This window comes from Mesorhizobium sp. M8A.F.Ca.ET.165.01.1.1 (genome assembly GCF_004792065.1).
In the GTDB taxonomy this organism is placed as follows: Bacteria; Pseudomonadota; Alphaproteobacteria; order Rhizobiales; family Rhizobiaceae; genus Mesorhizobium.
The window spans coordinates 1-22,535 of the sequence record NZ_SRTH01000004.1 but is presented as its reverse complement, the minus strand read 5'-3'; the positions used below and the strand labels follow the sequence as shown (position 1 = coordinate 22,535).

General features: G+C 63.1%; 21 protein-coding genes. 12 read left to right on the top strand and 9 right to left on the bottom strand.

Translation table 11 applies throughout. The features are described from left to right. Window positions 1–48 precede the first annotated feature (48 nt). Genes EN808_RS13395 through EN808_RS13375 form a run of 5 tightly spaced genes read left to right on the top strand, consistent with a single transcriptional unit; the run spans window position 49 to window position 4,962 of the window. Window positions 49–1,008 carry a sugar ABC transporter permease gene (locus EN808_RS13395; protein WP_127275489.1) on the top strand — a complete coding sequence of 320 codons (960 nt, stop codon included), beginning with the start codon at window positions 49–51 and terminating at the stop codon, window positions 1,006–1,008. Continuing rightward, window positions 1,005–1,895 carry a carbohydrate ABC transporter permease gene (locus tag EN808_RS13390; protein WP_127275490.1) on the top strand — a complete coding sequence of 297 codons (891 nt, stop codon included), beginning with the start codon at window positions 1,005–1,007 and terminating at the stop codon, window positions 1,893–1,895. Before EN808_RS13395 ends, EN808_RS13390 begins: the two co-directional genes overlap by 4 nt. A 10-nt stretch (window positions 1,896–1,905) precedes the next feature. Beyond that, the gene (locus EN808_RS13385; RefSeq protein WP_127275491.1) at window positions 1,906–3,003 is read left to right on the top strand and encodes an ABC transporter ATP-binding protein; all 1,098 of its coding nucleotides are present in this window, start codon (window positions 1,906–1,908) and stop codon (window positions 3,001–3,003) included. Window positions 3,004–3,034: 31 nt separating this feature from the next. Then, window positions 3,035–4,198 carry a mandelate racemase/muconate lactonizing enzyme family protein gene (locus tag EN808_RS13380; RefSeq protein ID WP_135916040.1) on the top strand — a complete coding sequence of 388 codons (1,164 nt, stop codon included), beginning with the start codon at window positions 3,035–3,037 and terminating at the stop codon, window positions 4,196–4,198. Window positions 4,199–4,221: 23 nt separating this feature from the next. Next, window positions 4,222–4,962 (top strand): ribonuclease activity regulator RraA, encoded by a 741-nt coding sequence (locus EN808_RS13375; protein WP_135916039.1) that lies wholly within the window; start codon window positions 4,222–4,224, stop codon window positions 4,960–4,962. 104 nt (window positions 4,963–5,066) lie between these two features. Here the strand turns inward: EN808_RS13375 and EN808_RS13370 are convergent, their stop codons facing one another. The 5 genes from EN808_RS13370 to EN808_RS13350 form a co-directional block, all read right to left on the bottom strand. Beyond that, complete coding sequence (locus EN808_RS13370) at window positions 5,067–6,119, bottom strand: ABC transporter permease (RefSeq protein WP_127275494.1); 1,053 nt, start codon at window positions 6,117–6,119, stop codon at window positions 5,067–5,069. Further along, entirely contained in the window at window positions 6,116–6,913 is a 798-nt protein-coding gene (locus EN808_RS13365; protein ID WP_135881785.1) for an ATP-binding cassette domain-containing protein, read from the bottom strand. The genes EN808_RS13370 and EN808_RS13365 overlap by 4 nt, the downstream gene beginning before the upstream one ends. 86 nt (window positions 6,914–6,999) lie before the next feature. After that, window positions 7,000–8,013 (bottom strand): substrate-binding domain-containing protein, encoded by a 1,014-nt coding sequence (locus EN808_RS13360; RefSeq protein WP_127870433.1) that lies wholly within the window; start codon window positions 8,011–8,013, stop codon window positions 7,000–7,002. A 98-nt stretch (window positions 8,014–8,111) separates the two neighbouring features. Beyond that, window positions 8,112–9,020, bottom strand: coding sequence for a sugar phosphate isomerase/epimerase (locus EN808_RS13355; protein ID WP_135916038.1), 909 nt, complete (start codon window positions 9,018–9,020; stop codon window positions 8,112–8,114). Then, complete coding sequence (locus tag EN808_RS13350) at window positions 9,017–10,048, bottom strand: Gfo/Idh/MocA family oxidoreductase (RefSeq protein WP_135916037.1); 1,032 nt, start codon at window positions 10,046–10,048, stop codon at window positions 9,017–9,019. Before EN808_RS13350 ends, EN808_RS13355 begins: the two co-directional genes overlap by 4 nt. 193 nt (window positions 10,049–10,241) lie before the next feature. On the opposite strand from EN808_RS13350, the gene EN808_RS13345 reads away from it, so the two are divergent. Then, the gene (locus EN808_RS13345) at window positions 10,242–11,267 is read left to right on the top strand and encodes a LacI family DNA-binding transcriptional regulator (protein ID WP_135916036.1); all 1,026 of its coding nucleotides are present in this window, start codon (window positions 10,242–10,244) and stop codon (window positions 11,265–11,267) included. A gap of 156 nt (window positions 11,268–11,423) precedes the next feature. Here the strand turns inward: EN808_RS13345 and EN808_RS13340 are convergent, their stop codons facing one another. Then, on the bottom strand, window positions 11,424–12,320 hold the full coding sequence (locus tag EN808_RS13340) for a LysR family transcriptional regulator (protein WP_135916308.1): 897 nt from the start codon (window positions 12,318–12,320) through the stop codon (window positions 11,424–11,426). A 277-nt stretch (window positions 12,321–12,597) separates the two neighbouring features. Here EN808_RS13340 and EN808_RS13335 point away from each other — a divergent pair, with 277 nt between their 5' ends. The 6 genes from EN808_RS13335 to EN808_RS13310 all read left to right on the top strand — a co-directional run bounded on the left by EN808_RS13335 (window position 12,598) and on the right by EN808_RS13310 (window position 16,923). Continuing rightward, window positions 12,598–13,332, top strand: coding sequence for an SDR family oxidoreductase (locus EN808_RS13335; protein ID WP_135881788.1), 735 nt, complete (start codon window positions 12,598–12,600; stop codon window positions 13,330–13,332). Window positions 13,333–13,432: 100 nt separating this feature from the next. After that, entirely contained in the window at window positions 13,433–14,032 is a 600-nt protein-coding gene (locus EN808_RS13330; RefSeq protein ID WP_135864911.1) for an NAD(P)-binding domain-containing protein, read from the top strand. 3 nt (window positions 14,033–14,035) lie between these two features. Continuing rightward, window positions 14,036–14,539, top strand: coding sequence for an SRPBCC domain-containing protein (locus EN808_RS13325; protein ID WP_135864909.1), 504 nt, complete (start codon window positions 14,036–14,038; stop codon window positions 14,537–14,539). Between the two features lie 116 nt (window positions 14,540–14,655). Further along, the gene (locus EN808_RS13320; protein WP_135916035.1) at window positions 14,656–15,468 is read left to right on the top strand and encodes an SDR family oxidoreductase; all 813 of its coding nucleotides are present in this window, start codon (window positions 14,656–14,658) and stop codon (window positions 15,466–15,468) included. 68 nt (window positions 15,469–15,536) lie between these two features. Further along, the gene (locus EN808_RS13315; protein WP_135864905.1) at window positions 15,537–16,445 is read left to right on the top strand and encodes an MBL fold metallo-hydrolase; all 909 of its coding nucleotides are present in this window, start codon (window positions 15,537–15,539) and stop codon (window positions 16,443–16,445) included. 10 nt (window positions 16,446–16,455) lie between these two features. Further along, window positions 16,456–16,923: a metallophosphoesterase family protein gene (locus EN808_RS13310; RefSeq protein ID WP_135881790.1), complete on the top strand. Its 468-nt coding sequence runs from the start codon at window positions 16,456–16,458 to the stop codon at window positions 16,921–16,923. Between the two features lie 165 nt (window positions 16,924–17,088). Here the strand turns inward: EN808_RS13310 and EN808_RS13305 are convergent, their stop codons facing one another. The 3 genes from EN808_RS13305 to EN808_RS13295 form a co-directional block, all read right to left on the bottom strand. Further along, window positions 17,089–18,426 (bottom strand): HlyD family type I secretion periplasmic adaptor subunit, encoded by a 1,338-nt coding sequence (locus EN808_RS13305; protein ID WP_135916034.1) that lies wholly within the window; start codon window positions 18,424–18,426, stop codon window positions 17,089–17,091. Window positions 18,427–18,445: 19 nt separating this feature from the next. Further along, a complete protein-coding gene (locus tag EN808_RS13300) occupies window positions 18,446–20,140 on the bottom strand; it encodes a type I secretion system permease/ATPase (protein ID WP_135916033.1) in 1,695 nt (564 codons plus the stop codon). Window positions 20,141–20,204: 64 nt separating this feature from the next. Beyond that, window positions 20,205–22,535: VCBS domain-containing protein (locus tag EN808_RS13295; RefSeq protein WP_189524111.1), on the bottom strand; the 2,331-nt coding region annotated here is incomplete at its 5' end.

Below are 22,535 nucleotides of genomic sequence, written 5' to 3'. Positions count from 1 at the left end.
GCACCGAGAGCGCAGCCGGTTCGTTCCGAAGAACAAGGGCACGCCACAGTGACGATCGTGACCGGCAAGGCCGAGGCTCGCCGAAAATTGCAACCCGGCAGGTCCGGCGTATTGCGGAACATCTGGGCTCATCGCGCCGACTACGCATACGTGCTTCCGGCAATCGCCGTGATGCTCGTCGTCATCGCCTATCCGATCTACTACACGATCGAGCTGTCGTTCTATAAGACGCCGCCCGGCCTGCAACTCCGCGACAAGACCTTCATCGGCTTCGACAACTACACCACCATCCTGACCAGTGAGGTGTTCTGGAAAGTCACCTGGAACACCCTGGTCTGGACATTCGGATCGACTTTCATCTCCTTTGTCCTGGGTTTTGCGACGGCGCTGGCGCTGCATCGAGATTTTATCGGTCGCGGCGTCCTGCGTGCCATCCTGATCATTCCCTGGGTGATCAGCGCCGTCGCCGCCTCCTATATCTGGAAGTGGATCTACCATTCGGATTTCGGCATCATAGGCGCGGTACTGGTCGGCCTCGGATTGACCGACCGGCCGCCCAATTTCATCGACAACGTCAGCACGGTGCTGCCCTCCCTGATCGTCGTCAATATCTGGCGCGAGTTCCCGTTTGCCATGATCATGATGATGGCCGGCCTGCAGACAGTTCCCGACCAGTTGTTGCGCGCCGCCAAGGTCGACGGGGCCAATGCATGGCAGCGCTTCTGGCACGTCACCTTTCCGCACTTGCGCAACGTCTCGGTGGTGACGATCCTGCTGCTTGCGGTGGCCAATTTCAATTCCTTCATCATCCCCTGGATCATGACCGCAGGCGGGCCGTCGAACGCATCGCATATCTGGATAACCCATATTTACGAGCTCGCCTTCGGCCGGCAACGCTGGGGTGTGGCATCGGCCTATTCGGTGCTCCTGTTCCTCATCCTGATGACCCTCGGCTATTTCTACGTCCGTGCGCTGAGCGGCAACGAGAGAAAAGAGGGTGGCGCATGAGCACGATCGCCGAGACAGCCTCTCGAGGCCAGACCCGTCGCCGTATGCGCTTGGACGGATGGCGGTGGGCCGGGCGCATCTTTCTTCTGTTCATGCTGCTCTACACCGCGCTGCCGATGATCTGGATGCTGATCACCTCGATCAAGTCCGGCTTCGCGGCGACGCAATTCCCGCCGCAATGGTGGCCGGACGAGCCTACGCTTGCCAGCTACCAGAAGCTGCTCGATCCGCAGAACAGCGTCGGCCAGGACTTCCTGCGCTTCTTCTGGAACAGCCTGTTCGTGTCGACCGTCACGACAATCCTCTCGGTGATCGTGGCTGTCCCCGCGGCCTACGCGTTTTCGCGCTTCACCTTCCCGGGCCGCAACTTCCTGTTCTTCGCAGTGCTGCTGCGCAACATGTTCCCGGCGGTGATCTTTCTCGTGCCGCTCTTCATCCTGATGCGCGCGATCGGGCTGGTGAACACGCATGGCTCGCTTGTTCTCACCTACCTCACCTTCGGCCTGCCACTGGCAATCTGGCTACTCAAGGGTTTCTACGACAACATTCCGGTGCAGCTCGAGCAGGCGGCGCGCATCGATGGCGCAACACGGTTCCAGGCCTTCATCATGATCGTGATGCCGCTTTCGACGCCGGGGATCATCGCCACCGCGATCTACTCCTTCATCGGCGCCTGGAACGAGTACATCTACGCCTACACCTTCCTCTCCAAGAACGAGCAGCTGACGCTGCCGGTCGGCATCCAGCGCTTCTTCTCGGAAAACACGACGGACTTTCCGGGCCTGATGGCGGCGAGCTTCATGATGAGCGTGCCCGTCGTGGTGCTGTTCCTCGTCCTGCAACGATACTTCGTACGCGCCCTGACAGAAGGCGCGGTCAAGCATTAGGGAGTTGCCGATGGCCCACGTGGTCCTCAAAGATCTCGTCAAGACCTACGGCAACTTCAAGGCCGTCAACGACGTTTCGCTGACGGTCAACGACGGCGAGTTCGTTGCGCTCGTCGGCCCTTCAGGCTGCGGCAAGACAACCACTCTCAATCTCGTCGCGGGGCTGACCCCGATCACCTCGGGCGACATCGTCATCGGCGACCGGGTGGTCAACGACCTCGACCCCAAGGACCGGGACATCGCAATGGTGTTTCAAAACTATGCGCTCTACCCGCAAAAGTCGGTTTACATGAACCTGGCGTTCCCGCTGCAGATGCGCAAACTGCCAAGGGACGAGATCGACAAGAAGGTCAAGGAGGCGGCGCGGGTGCTCGACATGACGCACCTGCTCGAGCGCAAGCCACGCGAACTTTCGGGAGGCCAACAGCAGCGTGTGGCCCTCGGCCGCGCCCTTGTGCGCGATCCCGCCGTGTTCCTCATGGACGAGCCGCTCTCCAACCTCGACGCCAAACTGCGCGTACAGATGCGGTCCGAGATCAAGCGCTTCCACCAGGACCTCAAGGCGACGATCATCTATGTGACGCACGACCAGCTCGAAGCCGTGACGATGGCCGACAAGATGGCGGTGATGAACGGTGGCTTCCTGCAGCAATACGATTCGCCGGCGCAGGTCTTTGCCCATCCGGTGAACATGTTCGTCGCCAGCTTCATCGGCAGCCCGGCGATGAGCCTCATTCCGCTGGAGATATCGACAGCGAACGGCGGCACCGTGTTGACCAGCGCGGAGGGCTGGAGCCTTGGGCTCTCGCCGCGCAACGTCCAGAAGGTCACGAAGGCAACGACCAAAAAAGTCGTGCTCGGCGCACGCCACTCGACGATCAAGCTGCACAAGAGTGCAGTGCCAGGCAGCATCCCGGCCAAGGTCTACACCGTGGAGCCAACCGGAGACGTGACCTTCGTGCAGGCATTCCTGTCCGGTGCCATCGTCAACGTCAGCGTGCCACCGAACATTGCCGTGACGCCCGACGAGCGGATCTGGCTCGAGTTCGACCAGGAGCGGATGCATCTGTTCGACGGCGAAACCGAAATGGCCCTCGAGGCCAGCTGAGCAGGCGGATGCGTGTGGGACGTGGGTGTGGATGACCAGGAAGCTTAAGATTACCGCGATCAAGCCGTATCCGGTGTGGGTGGGAACGCGCAACCAGATGCTGGTCAAGGTCGAGACCGACCACGGCATCTTCGGCTGGGGCGAGAGCGGCCTGAGCGGCCGCGAGAAGGCCGTGGCTGGCGCGGTCGAGCACTATCGCGAGTTTCTGGTCGGACGCGACCCCATGCGGATCGGGCGGATCTGGCAGGAGCTTTATCGCAGTCAGTATTTCGAAGGCGGCCGCGTTCTGCAGGCTGCGATATCCGCCATCGACATCGCCCTTCACGACATCAAGGGCAAGGCGCTGGGGGTACCGGTCTACGAGTTGCTGGGCGGCAAGCAGCGCGACCGGATCCCCACTTTCGCCTCGACCGGAGACGAGGCCGAGGGCGACGTGGCCATCGAACGGGCCCGCGAACTGCACGCGCAGGGCTGGCAGGCAATCCGCTTCTTTCCCGTCGGGCAAAACAGCAAGGATGTCTTCGAGCCGCGCGAGTCGATCGGCGCAACAGCGACGATGCTGAACAAGGCGCGCCAGGCGCTGGGCGACGACGTCGTCCTCGGCATCGATTATCATCATCGCCTGTCGGTGGCGGAGGCGGCGAGCTTCTGCAACAAGCTCGACCGCGGCGTGCTCGATTTCCTCGAGGAGCCGATACGCGACGAGACGCCGGAAGCCTACGAATCCCTGCGCAAGATGACCGAGATCCCCTTCGCCATCGGCGAGGAATTTGCCAGCAAGTGGCAGTTCCTGCCCTATGTCGAGCGCGGCATCCACCAGTTCAACCGGCTCGATATCTGCAATGTCGGCGGCTTCACCGAGGCGATGAAAGTCGCCGGCTGGAGCGAGGCGCACTATGTGGACCTGATGCCACACAATCCGCTGGGTCCGGTGTGCACGGCCGCGACCGTGCATCTCGCCGCCGCGGTACCCAACTTTTCGTGGCTCGAGACCCGGGCGCCCGAAGCAAAGCTAGGCTTCGACAATTCCGAATTCTTTCCGGTGCAACCACGGCTCGACGGCCCCGATTATCCCGTCACCGATCTGCCGGGGCTCGGCGTCGAGGTCAACGAACAGGCGGTCCAGGCGCAAAGCTTCCGTTTCTGGGAAGCGCCCCACCTCAAGCGCCGCGATGGTTCTGTCACGAACTGGTAGTTCCCTTTCAATCGGAGTCCACAATGACGCATACTTCCGACATCACGCGACCGCCCCGGGATCTGATCGACGCGCTAAGGGAGATCGGCGCCGCGACGGTTGCCGGCACGCTTGGCCATATGGGCTTCAGAAATCCGCATATGGTCGGCCCGATGGCGCAGAACCATGGCAAGTCGATCGTCGGGCCGGCGCTGACGCTGCAGTTCCTGCCGCAGCGGCCCGATCTTTTCAACGAGGGAGAATATGCCGATCCGGAGACACAGCTGCACCGGCATGTGCTGTACCACGCACAAGAGGGGGATGTGGTCGTGGTCGACGCGCGCGGCGACATGAGCTCGGGCGTGTTCGGCGATATGATGTCGACATACTTCAAAGGCAGAGGCGGCGCGGGTATCGTCATCGACGGATGCATGCGCGATCGGCCCAATGTCGAAAAACTCGACCTGGCCCTATGGCTGCGCGGCTGGACACCCAACTACCATGTGCAAACCAGCATCTATCCCAATGCCGTCAACGTTCCGATTGCCTGCGGCGGGGTCACGGTGATCCCCGGCGACATCATCGTCGCCGATGATGACGGGGTGGTCGTGCTGCCCGTCGCAATGGCCGCGAAGGTGATCGAGGAATCACAGAAGCATCACGATTGGGAGGAGTTCTCGCGAGAGAAGCTCATGCAGGGCGGGTCGTTGCAACGCTATTATCCGCTGCACCCAAGTGCAAATGATGAGTATGAGGCTTGGCGGAAAGCCAACCCGAAATCTTGATGGACGGACGAGGTCACGGGTGACTCTCCAGTCGTCCCTGTCAGGCACGGGCTCTTTTTGCCGGCGCCTTTCGGCTACCAACACCTTGCACCAAGCTGGTCGTGTCACCGATACCGTGCCTGGTTCCATTTGTGGCCAAGCAGCGAAAGGATGATGATCAACCCGTTGAAGAACTGGACATAGAAGCCGCTCAGGCCAGCCGCCACGACGCCGGTTTGGATAAACGACACCGTGACGGCGCCGATCGCGCCGCCGGCCACCGTGCCGATGCCGCCCCAGGTCGGCGTGCCGCCGACGAACACCGAGGCCAGCACCGGCAAGAGATAACCGTCGCCGGCCGTTGGCCACCAGGTGAAGTTGATCATTACGGAGAACGTGCCGGCGATCGCGGCCCCGATGCCGACGAAGACGAACACTTTCACCCGCACGCGCTTGACGTCGATGCCCATCTGCTGGGCACTGTCGGGATTGTCACCGACCACCCTCACCTGCGCGCCGAAGCGGTGGCGGTTGTAGAGCATCGCCGAAAAGACGACGAAGGCGATCGCCCAAAAAATCTGCACCGGAATGCCCCAGATCTGGCTGGAGAAGATCCGGTAGGCCCAGCTGTCGGCAAGGCTGGTCAGCGAGGTCGATCTGCCCTCATTGATGATCTGGATCAGGCCGCGCAGCAGGAAATTCATGCCGAGCGTGGCGATCAGCGACGACAGCCCGCCATAGACCACCAACGACCCGACGAGGAAACCAAGCAGCGTGCCGGTGACCAGCGCTGCCGCAATGCCGAGGAACGGATCATAACCGGCCTGCACAACCAGCGCGAAAACCCAGGAGGCGAAACCCATCGTCGCGGGAAACGACAGGTCGATCTCGCCGCACGTGACGACGAAGACCAGCGGCACGACCACGAACAGCGCCACGGGAAGCGTGGTGAGCACGGCGCTGTAGAGATACCAGGTTGTGAAGACCGTCGGGTTGGCGATCATGAAGACCGCCATCATGACGATGAACACGGCGAGCGTGCCAAGCGACGCCCGATTGTCGAGGACGAAGCCGCGCAGCCAGTGGTCGGACGGGTGCTTCCACTCGTTCCGGGAACTGCCTTGGCGGGAGATGCCGGCCGACGGCTCGTGCAGATCGGGCTCCATGGTCTTGCTCATCGTGCTCTCTGCTCCGCGTCGCCGGTGTCGTGCAGTCCGGCCAACCCGCCCGGATGCGCGACGTCTTCCATGAAGTTGATGAGATCCTCGGCCGACTTGACCTCGCTCCGGTCGGCGGTGAGCGCGACCTTGCCGCGGTCCAGCACCACGAAGCGATCGGCGATGTCGAAGACATGATGGATGTTGTGGCCGATAAACAGGATCGAGCGGCCGCTCGCCCGCACCTGGCGCACGAAATGGAAGACCTTGGCGGTCTCGGTCAGAGACAGCGCCGTCGTCGGCTCGTCGAGTACGATCAGTTCCGCCTGCTTGTAGATGGCGCGCGCGATCGCCACGCCCTGGCGTTCGCCGCCCGACAGCTGGCCGACGATCGAGTGCGGCGTGAATACTTTCGAGGTGAAGCCGATCTCGCGCATCAGCCGACTCGCCTCATCGATTTCCTTGCCGATCTTCAGCCAGCCGAGAAAACCGGTGAGTTCGCGGCCCATGAAGATGTTGCGCACGATCGTCTGCTGTACGGCCAGCGCCCGGTCCTGGAACACCGTTTCGATGCCGGCCTCGCGCGAACGTGCCGCATTCCAACCGGTCACCGGCTTGCCGCGGATGAGGATCTCGCCGCTGGTCGGCTTGACCACGCCGGAGAGGATCTTGATCAGCGTCGACTTGCCGGCGCCGTTGTCGCCGATGAGGCCGACCACCTCGCCGCGGTCGACGCTGAGATTGACCCCGCCAAGTGCATAGACGTGGCCGTAGGACTTGGCGATATCGCGCAGTTCTATGAGACGTTCGGCCATCGGATCCTCGTTTGATTGTCTCGCACCGGCCTTCTCGCCGGCGGTCCCGTCGGCCGGGGCCTGATCCCGGCCGACGGCTTGGGAGGTCAGCGCAGCGCCTGCTTGGCGAGTTCTGCGACGATCGCGTAATTTTCGGGCGTCACGAAACCGGCGCCGGTGTCGACATTCATCGGCGCCAGGCCCAGCACCACCTGCTGGCACAGGCTGAGGATCGGGAGATAGCCCTGCAGGAATGGCTGCTGGTCGGCCGTCAGTTGCACCCAGCCGCCCTTGAAGCCCTCGACGATCTGCGGGCTGGTGTCGAAGCCGAAGTTGAAGATATCGCCGGGCTTGCGCCCCGCCGCCTGCATGTAGGTTGGGACATTTCCGAGCATCTGTCCGCCGGGATAGCCGACCGCCTTGATGTCGGGGTGATTGAGGAGCGCCGCCGTGATCACCGGTATGGCGAGGTTGGGATCGGACGCCCATTCGCCGCTCGGCGGCGAGGACAGCTGGATGACCTCGACCCCCGCTTCCTTCAACGCCGCCACCGTGCCGCGCTCGCGCGCGCCGCGATTCTCGTTCTCGAACGGGCCGATCATGATTGCCTTGTCGCCGGCCTTGAGCTTGCCGAGCTTGAACGCTTCGGCGCCGAGGGCACGGCCCTGCTGTTCCTGCTGCGCGCCGACATAGCCGCCACCGAACGCCGCCGTCACCTTCGGCACCGGGACGTTCTGGTACATCATCTTGATGCCGTCCTTATGCGCCTCTTCGGCGAGCGGCATGATCGCGGCGTCGCCCGGATGGCCCATCATGGCGATGCCCTGGGGCTTGACCGCGACCGCTTCGCGCAATTGCTGCACCATCTTCTCCGCGTCCCACTGGGAGAAGATGTAGTCGACCTTCGGCCCGAGATCGGCCGCGGCCTGCTTGGCGCCATTGTAGACGATTGTGCCGAAGGCGTCGCCCTCGGCGCCGCCGACGAAGAAGCGGATGTGGACGTCCTTGCACCATTGGGCGTCGAGCGCCTGCGCCGGCAAGATGGAGATTGCGGCGGCAAGCGCCGTGGCCGCCGCCACGACGGTCGTGCGCAGAAATGTCGTTCTGGTCGCGATGCTCATGCACGTTCCTCCCATTGTTTCCCTCGTCAGCCGAGGGGTTTTTCGAACGATTGCCTTGGCAGTACCACTTACGGCCGGCTCCTCCCGCCGACCGGTCCTCACGCCGGATTTGGCAGGTAGCTCGCACCTCCCCGGCATAGCTTGAGATACTCCAGGGCGCGTGCTTGTCCCGTGATCTCGAGGTCACCGCGATAGACCGGATCGTGCCAGCCTTCGATGTCGATGGCGCCCTTGTATCCGGCCAGCCGCAATTCGCTGATCACCCGCGTCCAGTCGCTGTCGCCGAAGCCCGGCGTGCGCATCTGCACGAATGGCAGCCGGCCGAACACGCCGTGCTCGCGAATGACGTCCCAGCGCACCGTCGCGTCCTTGCCATGGACGTGGAAGATGCGCGGCGCCCATTTGCGGATCTGTGGCATCGGATCGATCAGATAGACGAGCTGGTGGCAAGGCTCCCATTCGAGGCCGAGATTGTCGTCAGGCAACTCGTTGAACATCAGCTCCCAAGCATCCGGATTGTGGGCGATGTTCCAGTCTCCGGCAGCCCAGTTGCCGTCCATCGCACAGTTCTCGAAGGCGATTCGAACGCCCTTGTCGGTGGCTCGCCTGGCCAGCGGCCCCCACACCTCGCGAAAGCGCGGCAGGCTGTCTGTCAGCGGCTTACCGCGGAGCCGGCCGGTAAAGCCGCAGACCATCGAAGCGCCGAACAAATGGGCATTGTCGATGACCGTCTCCCAGGCCTGGAGCACGCCACGGTCGACATCGCCGCCCTCCAGCGGATTGCCGAAAACGCCGATCGAGGACACCGTGACATCGGTATCGCCGATCGCCTCGCGGATCTGGCCGGCCAGCCGGGGCAGGTCCTTGCCACCAAGCGTCTGCCAGAAGAAGGGTTGAATGCTCTCGAAGCCGAGCGGCAGGATTGCCTTGATGTAGGCGGCCGGGTCGTCGAGGTTGGCCCGCACCATGGTGCCGATCCTGATGTCGAGAAGCGGGTTTGGCATCATTGTGCTTCCTCTGCGATCATCACGCGACGTCCGGTTTCGGCGCTTTCGATGGCACCGAAGACCATGGCCAGGCTCTTGATGTTGTCGGCGCCGCGCGTTTCCGGTTCTGTGCCGGTCTCGATGGCGCGCATGAAATCCCTGATGATGCCGAGATGGCCGTCGATGCGGTCGGCGGGATCGAGCGCCGGCACCTCGATTGGCTGGATCTTGTCGAACATGCCGTCGCGGCCCGGCATCACCACTTCCGCCTTCAACCCGTCATGGCCGTCCCAGATCAGGCTGCCGCGCTCGGCGACGATGCGCCAGCTGCCCTCCCAACTGGTGCGGAAGCCGGCCGCGCACCAGCTGCCCGCATAGGTGAAGACCTTGCCGCCGCCGAGATCGAAGACCGCGCTGGCCGATGAGCCCTGTCGGTACCAGGAATTGGCCGGTTCCCATTCCTGGCAATGGACCGCGGCCGGCTCGCCATTGACCATGTAGCGGGCGGCGTCGAATGTGTGGATCGCCATGTCGAGCAGCAGCACGTGCGCCATCTCTTCGCGAAAGCCGCCGAAATGCGGTGCGACGAAAAAGTCGGCGTGGATGCTGGTCGCGGCACCGATGGCGCCGGAGTCCAGAAACCTCCGGATGCGCCGGACATTGGCGACGTAGCGGCGGTTTTGGACGACGGCATGGATGCGCCCGGCCTGGCGGGCGGCCTCGACGATGGCGCGGGCATTCTCCGGGCTATCGGCGAGCGGCTTTTCCGTCAGCAGATGGCAATGATGGGCAAAGGCGGAAAACGCAACGTCGCGCCGGGCGGCGGGAACCACCACATCGAACACCGCTTGCGGTCGGGTCTGGTCGAGCACGGCGTCGAGACTGGTGCCGATGACGGCACCACCGAGATCGTATTCGCGCGCCCTCGCCTTCGCCCTGTCGGCATCGAGGTCGACAAGGCCGACAATGGCGAGCCCGTCGATCTGCCGCGCGGCATCGAGCCAGGCTTTGCTCATCGCTCCGCAGCCGACAAGAACGGCGTCGATCATCCAGCTCTCCTCCTCTCGGCCCCTCCAGGCCGATCGTTCCGGCATTCACGGCGTGACCGTAAACGTTTTTCCGTAAACGTTTACGAGAACACACCCGAAGGCGTAGAATGTCAATCGGCCGCCGGCGAAAATCGTCGTTGCGCCTTGGCCCGGGCGGCCACCGGTGCTAGCCAAGCAAGGGGAGAACAGTCACTTGGCGTCCAGCATTCACGACCTTGCCCGTCACCTGAACATTTCGATCGGCACGGTGTCGCGGGCACTGAACGGCCGCGCCGACGTCAATGCCGACACGCGCCAGCGCGTTCTCGAGGCGGCCAGGGCTCTCAACTATTCGCCGAACCAGTCCGGCCGCAGTCTCAGGCAAGGCGCTACCCACTCGATCGCCTTCATGCTGCAGCCGCATCCGGGCGACCAGGAATATGGCGAGCCGTTCTTCATTCCGTTCCTGACTGGGTTGCAGGGCCGGCTCGCCGAAAGCGGACTGGACCTGATCGTGGTGATGGGCGCGCCGGGCGACTATCAGCAGGAGCGCCTGCGGCGTGTCGTCGAGACGCGCCGTGCCGATGCGGTGGTGCTGGCCTGGACGCGGCGCGAGGACGAGCGCATCGACTATCTCACCCAGGCCGGCTTCCCCTTCGCCACGCTCGGCCGTAGCCGCTCCGGCGACAAGGCCTACCCCTCGCTCGATCTCGATTTCGAAAAAGCAGGCGCCGACGCGGTCGACCGGCTGGTGGAGCGCGGCCACCGCCGCATCGCTGCCATCCGCCCATCGCTCGATCTGAATTTCGGCTATCTGTTCCTCGACGGCTACCGCAAGGCCTTGCGCCGGCATGGCATCGCGGTCGATCCCCACCTGATTGCCGACGGCTTCATCAACGAGGCCGGTGGCTACGAAGTGACCCCGCGGGTGATGCGCCGCAAGGACCCGCCGACCGCCATCATCTTCAACAATGACGCAATGGCGCTAGGGGGATGCAAGGCGCTGGCCGAGATGGGGATCAAGCCGGGTCACGACATGGCGGTGACCGTCATCGTCGATACGCCGCTCTGCCGCTATTTCTCGCCGGCGCTGACTGCTTTCCGCCCGGCGCTGCAGCCGATGGGACGGCGGCTCGCCGAAATGCTGCTGGCGTCGCTTCCTGCCTTCGCCGGCCCGGAGGGTCCACGTATCATGCGCGAGGTCTGGCCGCTGGAGCTAATTGCGCGCGATAGCGATTGATGTACCAGATCCCGGTGCAGATCGAGGCCGCGGCCGCCTGAACGAGGAGCTTTGCCGGATACCAATTGTCCGTGGCCCGAAAACGATGCCGCTTCAAGCGATCGCGGTTCGGCTTCCACCGGATCACGGCAGGCGTCGCCGGTGACCTGCCGGGCGTCAGTCGCGCGACATGGACAGCCCCGTGAGAAGCGGAGCGTACGCGGCGAGCCTGCCGGATACGAACTCCGTGAAGAGCCGCACGCGCTTCGTCTTGCGTGTGTCCCCCTGTGTGAGAAGCCAGAGCGTTCCGTACATGTGCAGGTCGGTGCCTGGCACCCTCACCAGCAGGGGGTCGGCATCTCCGACGAAGCACGGCAGCGTCGTGATCCCGAGCCCTTGCCGAACGGCAACGATCTGCGCCTCGCCGTCCGTGGTCCTGAATGGAACCCCGGTTGTGCGAACCTCGCCCTCGCTGGCCCAGTCCGGTATTCCATGAATGCTTATGACGATCCACCGGATGGGATCCGGCGCGCCCGCACGCCACGCGGCCAGTCGATCGCGGGACATGTAGACGCCGCCGAACAGCTCCGGTCCCTTCAGTCCGTGAAGATTGAGCGGCAGGGTTTTGCGGTCGTAGACGACGCGGATCGCCACGTCGGCCTCTCGGTTGGTCAGATTTGCCAGCTCGCCGACCGACAAGATTTCCATCTCGATGTCGGGATGCAGACGCGCGAAGTCGGCGAAGTCCGCCATGAGCAGGTGTGTCGCGAGGAGCGGTGCCAACGTCACCCGAAGAAGCCCGCGCACACTCTGGTCGCGACCGAAGACGCGGGTCTCCAGCTGATGCGAGGACGCTTCCATCTGGTTCGCGAGTTCGAGGACCTCTTCGCCCGCGGCCGTCAGGCGGTAGCCCGAAGGCAGCTTTTCGAACATCTGCGCCCCGAGGCGTTCCTCGAGCTGTGCGATGCGTCGCAGCACGGTCGAGTGATACACCCCGAGGCCCTCGGCGGCAGCCCGCACCGAGCCTCCGCGCGCGACGGCGAGAAAATAGCGAATGTCATCCCAGTCGATCATGGTGCAATCCAGCACCGCGCGGTGCGCCTTCCAAAGCCCGTATCTAACGCCATCGTAAAGCAGTACGGCCGTCATCATAGCCTATGTCGATGAGCGCAGCCCAATTTTCGAACGGCAGACACCGATCGCCGCGGCTGGCATTAGTCGTTCAACCGGATCGATTTTGCACCGCCGATGTGCGCGCTTTCGCACTCAACAACTGATGCCGGCGGACCCATTTCGAGGGTCTCGGGGGCCACCCCCGAACGACCAAAGTTGGAGTTTGAAAGGAAAAATCATGGGAAAGCTCGAAGGCAAGGTTGCAGTCATCACGGGTGGATCGAGCGGCATGGCGCTGGCGACCGCCAAACGGTTCGTTGAAGAAGGCGCGTATGTTTTCATCACTGGCCGGAGGCAGGAGGCGCTCGACGAGGCCATCAGGCTGGTTGGCCGGAACGTGACCGGCGTGCGCGGCGATGCGGCCAATCTCGACGACCTCGACCGCCTGTTCGATACAGTCAAGCGGGAAAAGGGCAAGATTGACGTCCTGTATGCGAGCGCCGGCACGGGCGAAGCCGTCCCACTGGGCGAGATTACCGAGCAGCATTTCGATGCCACCTTCGGCCTGAATACGCGCGGCACACTGTTCACGGTGCAAAAGGCGTTGCCGCTGTTCAACGATGGCGGATCGATCTTCATGACCGGATCAGTGGCTTCGGTGAAAGGTTTTCCTGGTTACAGCGTGTATGCGGCGAGCAAGGCGGCGTTGCACGCATTCGCACGCGGGTGGCTCAACGAGCTGAAGAGCAGGAATATCCGGGTGAACGTGCTGCACCCGGGGCCGATCGCCACACCGATGCAGGACCAGGTTCTCACCGAGGAGGCGAAGCGGATGTTCGAATCCCTGATCCCGCGGGGAAAGATGGGGCGTCCCGAGGAAATTGCGGCGGCCGCGCTGTTTCTTGCTTCAGACGATTCGAGCTTCGTGAACGGGCTGGAGTTGTCTGTCGACGGAGGCTTCTCGGCGATCTGAAATCGCGCCGGATCGCGGGAAACGGCTGATCGGCGAGAACGGACAACCCAGCGCCGTTGAAGGTCGGGGAATCAATATCAACATGGATCGGAGAAATATTATGAGCTACGCAATTGTAGGGTTCGGTAAGGTAGGCCAGGCCCTCGCCCACGCTTTCGCCCGTAAAAACATCAAGGTTGCCGTCGCGAGCCGCCGGCCGCCCGAGGCGTTGGCGCCGCAGGCTGGGGCAATTGGACCCACGGTCGTCGCCAAGTCGCTGCGGGACGCACTCGAGGCCGACACAATCATCCTGGCGGTCCCGTTCGGGGAGCACCGCGAGGTTGCGAGGGCCCTGCCGAGCTGGAAAGGCAAGACGGTCATCGACGCGATGAACGCGTTAGTCCCCCCTGAGGAGTTGGACGGTCTCCTGTCCTCCGCCTTCGTCGCGAAGGCGTTCTCCGGCGCCAAGTTCGTGAAAGGTTTCAATCACCTGATTGCGGCCACTTTGGCTGCCGATCCAACCGTGGAGGGCGGCCACCGGGTCGTGTTTCTGTCTGGTGACGACGAGGACGCGATCGCTCCCGTGGCGGCCTTGGCCAAACAACTCGGGTTCGCACCCGTCAAGCTGGGAAAGCTCGACGAGGGTGGCGCGCTGGTGCACGCACGCGGCCGCATTTGGGGCCAGCTCATCTTCCAGGATTTGTTCAAGAAGGAGCAGTGATCGATGTACGAACGTGTGATCTGGCCCGAGAAGTACGATCCCAAAACGTCGGCCATCTATGCGCTCAATGACATCGACGTGAAGGCGCCCCCTCAAGTGGTTTGGAGGCTGCTGGCCGACGCCGAGAACTGGTCGAGCTACTTTCCTGCCGAAGACCAGGTCAAGATCCTGACCGGTGAGCCGGAACTGGCGCTCGGAACCAAATACAGCCGGGTGACGGTCGGATTCCCGATGAGTCTGGTCGTGACGGAATGCGCGCCCTTCCGCAGGCTTGCGTGGTCGACGACCGTCGATGGCGACGAGACCGGCTCGAGCGCGTACCACGGCTGGGTCATCACACCGACGGCCAACGGCTGCCATGTGCTGACCGAGGAAACGCAACAAGGGCCCTGGTTCATCGAGGAGCTCGGACACAAGCATCCCGGTGCGCTCTACCGCTATCACCAGAAATGGGTCGAAAGCCTCGCCCGCGCGGCGGAGGCGGATGTCGCGAAAAAGGCAGGTTAGTGCATTTGTCCTGAGGCTCGGGCCGCACGGGCCAGGTTTCAAGGCTCTCGGTCGAGGGGAACGATGCGCTTCGGCGCATCGATCGCCTTAGCTGCTCACAATAGGAGATGAATGACATGAATATCGAACTCAAGGGCCGCACAGCGATCGTCACCGGGTCGACGGCAGGCATCGGCCGCGCCACCGCAGAAGGTTTAGCTCGTGCAGGGGCGTCGGTCGTCATTAATGGTCGTGGGAATGCCCGGGTCGACGAGGCGGTGCGGCAGATGCGCCAGTCTTTCCCGGACAGCGAGATCTCCGGCGTCACCGCCGATCTTTCGACCGCGGAGGGCGCCGAGACATTCTTCGCGCAGGCGCCCGACGCCGATATCCTCGTCAACAACGTGGGTACGGCTCACATCCGGAACTACAACGGCATCGAGGACATCGCGAAGATCCCCGACGACGACTGGCTTGGCCTGTTCCAGCTGAACGTGATGAGCGGCGTGCGCATGACGCGCCACTACCTGCCGCGGATGGTGGCGAAGGGCTGGGGCCGCGTCGTGTTCGTGAGCAGCGAGTCCGCGGTCAACATTCCAAAGGAGATGCTCGACTACGGCATGACCAAGACCGCACAGCTGGCGGTCTCGCGCGGTCTTGCCGAGGCGGTCGCGGGCACGGGTGTCACCGTCAACGCCGTCCTGCCGGGGCCTACCCGGTCTGAGATCCTGGGTGACTTCATGGCGAAACAGGCTGAGGCAAACGGAATCATGCAAGAGGAAGCCGAGCAGGGCTTCTTGAGGGCTATGCGTCCGACCACCCTCATCCAGCGTTTCGCGACGACCGACGAGGTCGCCAACATGATCGTCTATGTGTGCTCAGAGCAGGCTTCCGCAACCACTGGCGCGGCTCTGCGCGTGGATGGCGGCGTGGTCCGCTTCGTCGCCTAAGCGTCTAGACTAGTCTAGGGGCCTTCGCCGGCTTTGAGGTCTCGTTGCCCGCGAGGTAGACTGCTCGCATGACCTTCAGGCTCATCTTCCTCGGCACCTCGGCCAGCGTGCCCTCGGCCGAGCGCAACCACCCGGCGCTGCTCGTTGAAGCCGGCAGTCAACGGGTGCTGGTCGATTGCGGGGAAGGCACCCAGCGTCAGCTTCTGCGCAGCGGCGCCGGATTCAGGCGACTTGATCGCCTGCTCCTCACGCACGCGCATTTCGACCACGTGCTCGGAATTCCGGGCTTGTTCTCGACGCTGCGGCTCCGGCAGAGCGAGGACCTTGTGACCATTCATGGCAGCGCCGACACTCTCGAGGTCGTCGCCCGCATGCTCGCTGGCCTTTGGGGTGAGGGACGCGCGCCGATCCCGCTGCAACTGGTGCCGCTTGTGCCCGGAGGCGTGTTCGACGTGGATGAGTTCACGGTCGACTGCTTTCAAGTTCGCCATCGCGACACCGACAGCTACGGCTTCGTCTTCGAGACGCCGGCGCGTCGTCACCTCGTTTCGGACCGCTTGGCAGCTCTCGGTGTGCCAGACGGCCCGATCCGGAAGGACTTGGCCGAAGGCCGCTCAATTTCTCTCCCCGACGGCAGGACGATTGCTCCCGAAGCAGTTCTCGGACCACCCGAGGCTGGCAAGAAGCTGGTCATTGTAGGTGACACCGAAACCACCGATGGATTGGCCGACAAGGTGAGCGGCGCCGATCTGCTTGTCATCGAAGCCACATTCCTGGAACGAGATGCAACGATGGCGCGCGACTACGGACACCTGACAGCCGCGGAGGCAGCATCGCTGGCAGCGACCAGTGATGTAAAGCAACTCGTTCTTACGCACATCTCCGGCCGCTATCCCGACGACGAAATTCTCGCGGAAGCCGTCCGGACGTTTACGAACAGCCTTGTCGCAACGGATTTGAGCACCCTCACCGTCTGATGGCAGAGCCATGACATTCAGAATTGGCATCATCTCGGACACGCACGGTCTGCTGAGGCCGCAGGCGCTGCGCTGCTTGGCCGGGGTCGACCACATCATTCATGGAGGAGACATCGGTCGCCCTGAGATCATCGCAGCGCTTCGCGGTATCGCACCGGTTACCGCAATCAGAGGAAACGTGGACACCGGTGGGTGGGCAGTGGAATACGCGGAAACCGAGCTCGTCCGCCTCGCCGGGCGAGCAATCTATGTGCTTCATGATCTCAAGACGCTGCAGATCGACCCGGTTGCCCAGGGCATCGATTTGATCGTGTCCGGTCACTCGCATGTGCCAAGCATGGAGACAGTGGATGGCGTGCTCCATTTGAATCCGGGCAGCGCTGGCCCACGGCGGTTTAAGCTGCCTGTCACCCTTGCGACGGTCGACATCACCCGGGACAGCATGCAGCCCTCGATGTGGAGCTTGGTAAGCGGCTGAACCGCGCACCCATACACACGTCCACGCTTATATCCGACGGTCTCCTGGATTCTTCACCAACGGCCAGACGCGCCGCAACGCGGAGAGAAGCATTTTCCACGACAGGTCGGCGGGGGTTCTCGCCGCGTCGGGAGTTCTCGCCGCGCGCGGTGTTGGACTGAACCGTCATTTCTGGCGAAACGCGGAGTGGAACGACACAACCAGCGGGCCTAAAATGTAGTCGAGTGCCGTGCGTTGCTCGGTAACGATCATGACCGACGCCGGCATGCCCGGATAAAGCGCGATCTGTGGGGCCGCGGCTAATTCCACCGGATCGACCGCCACGTCCGCGAGATAATAGGGAAAGCCGGTCTTGGTGTCGGTGATGCGATCCGCCGAAATGCGGGTGACGCGTCCATGAATGATGGGTATCGAACGCTGCTTGTATGATGTGAAACGAACTTCGGCGGCCATGTCGGGACGCAGGTTCGATATATCCTCGACGCGAACCTGTGCCTGGACGATCAGCGAATTCTCGGTCGGCACGATGTCGAGGATGGTCTGGCCCGGCGCCACGATCGCACCGATCGAGAAAACGCTTAGATCCATCACTTGGCCGTCATAGGGCGCGCGCACTTCGGCCCGGTCCATGGCAGCCTGGGCGGCGAACATCTTGGGTATGAGGTCGGACAGGTTCGATTGCGTATCGATCAACATGGCCGACAACTTGGTCCGGCGCTCATTGGTCAATTGTGCGATCTGGCTCTCGAGTTCGGCTTTGCTCTGTTGGCTGCCGCCGATGGCGCCGAGATTATCGTCGATCAAGCCCTGCAAATCCGAGGCCGACCTTTCCAGTTCCAGGATGCGTGGGCGGGTCGTCAAACCGGCCTTGAGCAGCTTCGACAGGCTGGCCTTCTCGTCGATCGTCGATTTGAGCTGGGCCTGGTAGGATTCGACCCGAGACTGCTTGCCCCGTATCTGCTCCTCGAGCTCGGCAATGCGCCGCTGAAGGATCTGTTTGGCGCCGGCCATCGAGGCGCGTTGGCTTTCCAGGTCGGCGATCTGGTTTGCCATTGCGTCCTTGAGGTAGTCCTCGTGCTCTTTGAGGATGTCCTTGGGGAAGGCAACAGCCTCGCTGCCGTCCAGTTCGGCACGGATCCTGGCATCGGTTGCGCGCAACAGCGCATATTGCTGGGCATAGAGATTGAACTCGGACCGAATCCTGGTGTCGTCCAGCTTCAGCATGATGTCGCCCTTCCTGACGACGTCGCCATCCTTGACGCGGATCTCCTTCACCGTGCCGCCGTCGAAGTGCTGGACGCTCTTGCGATTGCCTTCCACCTTGACGATGGCATCGGCGAGCACGGCACCGTTCAGAGGGGCAAAGGCCGCCCAGCCGCCGAAAATGCCGAAAAAGGCCATTATGATCAGCAGGCCGATATAGGCCGGCACCCGGATGGAATCCGGAGCCAGGATGCCGGCCTCGCCGGGCAGGCTATGGTAAGTGAGGGCGCTGTCGCTCATCGATCTCTCCGACCACGGCTCATTGGGTTGCCACCGCCATTGGAGCCGCGCGCTGGTTGAGCAGCGCCACGATCTCGTTTCTCATGCCGAACGCCTCGACGGCGCCATCGCGCAACAGAAGTATCTTGTCGACATTCGCCAGGGTCGAGGGACGATGCGAGACGATGATAACCGTGCTGCCGCGGCGCTTGAGCTCGATCGCGCAGTCGCTCAGCGCGCGGTCGCCATCGGCGTCGAGGTTGGAACTCGGCTCGTCGAGAATGATCAGTTTCGGCGTTCCAAACACCGCCCGGGCAAGAGCAATCCGTTGCCGGTATCCTCCCGACAGCACGGCGCCGCCCTCGCCGATCTGCGTCTCGTAGCCCTGCGGCAGGCGGATGATCATCTCGTGTACGCCGGCGAGCCGCGCGGCCTCGATCACCTCCTGGTCGACATTGGTCTTGAAGCGCCCAATGTTGGCGGCGACCGTATCGGAGAAGAGTTCGATATCCTGCGGCAGGTAGCCGATGTGATCGCCGAGCGCGTCGTGCCCCCATTGCGACAGGTCGGCGCCATCCAGCCTGACCGTGCCTCGGCTGGGTTGCATGACGCCGGCAAGGTGGCGCGCCAGGGTCGACTTGCCGGCGCCGGAGGGGCCAACGATCCCGAGCGCCTCGCCAGCCTCCAGCCGAAACGACACCTCGCGCAGAAGCACCTTCTGCTGGCTGAGAATTGCAAAGCTGACCTGTTCGACGGAGATCGTGCCACTGGGCTTGGGCAGGTTGAACGCCCTTTCGTTGTGCGCGCCGCCGTCGACCAGCTTCTCGACCCTTGCCAAGGCAGCCCGCGCCAGGATCAGGCTGCGCCAGAGGCCGACGATCTGCTCGACAGGCTGCAGCCCCCTGCCCAGCAGGAGACTCGCCGCGAACATGGTGCCGCCGGTAATTTGCCGTTCGATCACCAGATAGGCGCCGAGGCCGAGGATCAGCGATTGCATGGTGAGCCGCAGGAACCGGATAAGGCCCGACATCAGGGCGGCGCGGTCGCTTGCCTCCGCCTGGCGCCGCAGCGCCAGGTTGCGGTCGCGCCCCCAGCGGCGGATGAGACCGTCGATCATCCCCATGGCGCGAACGACTTCCGAGTTCCTGAGGCTCATCTCGGTGAAGTTATAGTTGTTCGTCGCCAGCTCGTTGGCCTGCTTCAGCGGCGAGCGCACGAGATACTCGTTGAGCACGGCCATGCCGATCAAGAGCAGCGAGCAGCCGAGCGCGAAGAAGCCGAGCCAAGGATGCAGCAGGAAGATGATGCCGATGTAGATGGGCGACCATGGCAGATCGAACAGGGCGTGGATGCCGCTGCCGGTGATGACCTGCCTGAACGTATCGAAGTCGCGGATCGGCTGGCTCGGCGAGGAGCCGGGCGATGGGGTTTCCACGGACGCGGCGAGGATCCTTGCCGAGAGCAACCGGTCGAGCCGGGCGCTGGCACGCGTCAGGATCCAGGCGCGGACAAGGTCGAGACCGGCCAGCGAAAGGAACGCCGCCAGCAACACCAGGGTCAGCATCACCAGCGTGGTTTCGCTGCCGCTGGTGACAACCCGGTCGTAGATCTGCAGCATGTAGAGTGGGGAGGCGAGGTAAAGCAGGTTGATCGCCAGGCTGAATGCCGCCGCAACCAGGAAATAGCGGCGGCATGCCCGAAGCGCATCCTTCACAATTCGAGACTTGCTATCCACTTCCAGAACCCCACTCGATACTCGTCAGGTCAAGGGAGCCGCCGCAGCCGGCGGCCCTGTTCGCTCACACCACCAAGTCGCTCGAAATCGCCCCACTGCCGATGCCGGTCAGCGTGAATTCCGCCGGATTGTACGAAACGACGGTATGGCCCTGGCCATCGTCGGCAAGCTTGAAGGCGTTCGCATCATAGCTGCCGACCAGATGCAATGCGGCGCCATGGGTGCCGTCCGAAACGGTCAGCGTTCCGCCGCTGCCATCCTGGTTTGCCTGATAGACGGCCGTCGTTCCCGCACCGAACAGGATATCGCCGAGGTCCAGTCGGTCATCATTGGTGATGCCGCCGATGCGTCCGCTGTAGTCGAAGGAATCGTCGAGTTGCAGCGTGCCGGCAGCGTCGTGTCCGAAGGTGACGTCCGTCGACGAGGCGCCGCCGAACTCCAACTTCGACAAGTTGCCGATGGTGGCATCGCCGTCGCCGGTGACTTGGCCATGGATTACGATGTCACCGCCATTGGCCCAGAGCATGCCCGAATTCGCCAGGCCGCCGGTGATCGTCAGCCCGCCCGAACCCGTTGCTTCCAGCGTTCCGGAGTTGGTGACGACACTGCCTCCGGTATCGATGACCAGCGCATTCGAGCCGGAGGCGATGATGGTCCCCCTATTGTCGAGGCTGAGCATGCCGCCGCCCAGTTGGCCGGCGCCCGAGATCGTGTTGTCGACGTTGACGAGAGTGACATCCGGCCCTGTGCCGGAAATCATGTTGGCGGCGCTGTCGGACAACAGGATCTGCCCGCCTCCCTGCAAGGTCACGCCGTGCTGGATAACCTGCAGCAGCGTATCGCTGCCGGTCGAGCCGAGCGAGATCAGGCCGCTGTTGTTGATGATGCCGCTCAGCGGCAGCAGAGCGCCGTCGCCGATCGTCATGGTGCCTGAATTGTTGACCACCGGTGTCTGGTCGAAGACGAAATTGCTTGCCGTGAGTGCGCCCGAATGCACGCCGTCCAGCGTGATCGACTGTCCGTCGCCGAGCGCGATCACCGCATTGCCGTTGGCATCGTCGGCGATGTGCGTCTGGAGGTCGGCAAAGTCTGCCAATCCACTGTAGCCGATGAGGTCGATCTGGTCGGCCGCGGCGTCGAAATTGTGCACCGTGTCGGCGCCGATCGGCTGCGAGAAGACGAAGAGGTCGTTGCCGTGCGAGCCGGTCAGCACGTCGTCGCCGGACCAGGCAAAGACCGGCGATCCCGGAGCGTAGGCCTCGACATTATCGGCGATCGACGCGCTGCCCAAGGTACCGTCTGCGTTGATCCAGGTCATCTGGACGTCGAGCACCGTGGCACCGGTGAATTCGGGCGGCGTGGTCACGGTCAGCCCGTGCAGGTCGTTGGTCTGCACCGTCCAGCTGCCGTCTGCATTATGGGTTGCGCCGTCGATGCTCCAGCCTGAGGGCACGTCCTTCACCGTAACGGTGATGAGTGCGCCTTCATGTGAGGGGTCGGTGAGGGCGAGGTTGATGGGCTCACCGGCGGTTCCGGCGGGCTTGAGATTGGTGGTCGTATTCGCCGCGTTTGTGTTCCCACCCGAATCCGAGAAGGCCCCGCTATCGATCGTCAGGGTGTAGGACGAGCCGTTGTTGCTTCCCGCGCCTTTGTCCACTTGGAACGTGTACTGAGTATGGGCCGCGTTGAAGCTTCCCGATCCCGCGATGACGCTCACGTTTGGCAAGCCGGAGACGTGCATCACACTCGACAGATTTACAAAGTTCGCAGTGACGGCCGATGTGAATGTTATTGTCACGGTACTCGGCAGGGCGTTGTTTCCCTGCTTGCCGTCCACGACGGAGGAAATCAACGTTGTGCTGACGTCGTCTGTACCGTTCACCGTGACGGTGAGGTTGGCGGTCGAAGAGCCGCCATGGTTGTCGGCGTTGGTGTAGGTGAAGACGTCGGTGACGCTGGCACCCTGAGCCAGAGCTTGGACCGAGGCCAGGCCATTGTTGAGCGTGTAGGTGTAGGTGCCGTCGCTGTTGAGATGCAGCGTGCCGTACGTGCCGACGAGGTTGGCACCGACATTGCCGGCCGAGCCATTGACGGCGGTGACGCTGTGGGTGTCGCCAGTGTCGACATCGGTGTCGTTGGTCAGCACATTGCCGCTGACCGGATTGGGCGCTGTGTCTTCTTTCACCGAATTGATGTCGGCAACCGCGACCGGAGCATCATTTGTGCCGTTGATGGTCACCGTCAGGCTGGAGCTCGAAGAGCCGCCATGGTTGTCGGCGTTGGTGTAGGTGAAGACGTCGGTGACGCTGGCACCTTCGGCCAACGCCTGGACCGAGGCCAGGCCATTGTTGAGCGTGTAGGTGTAGGTGCCGTCGCTGTTGAGATGCAGCGTGCC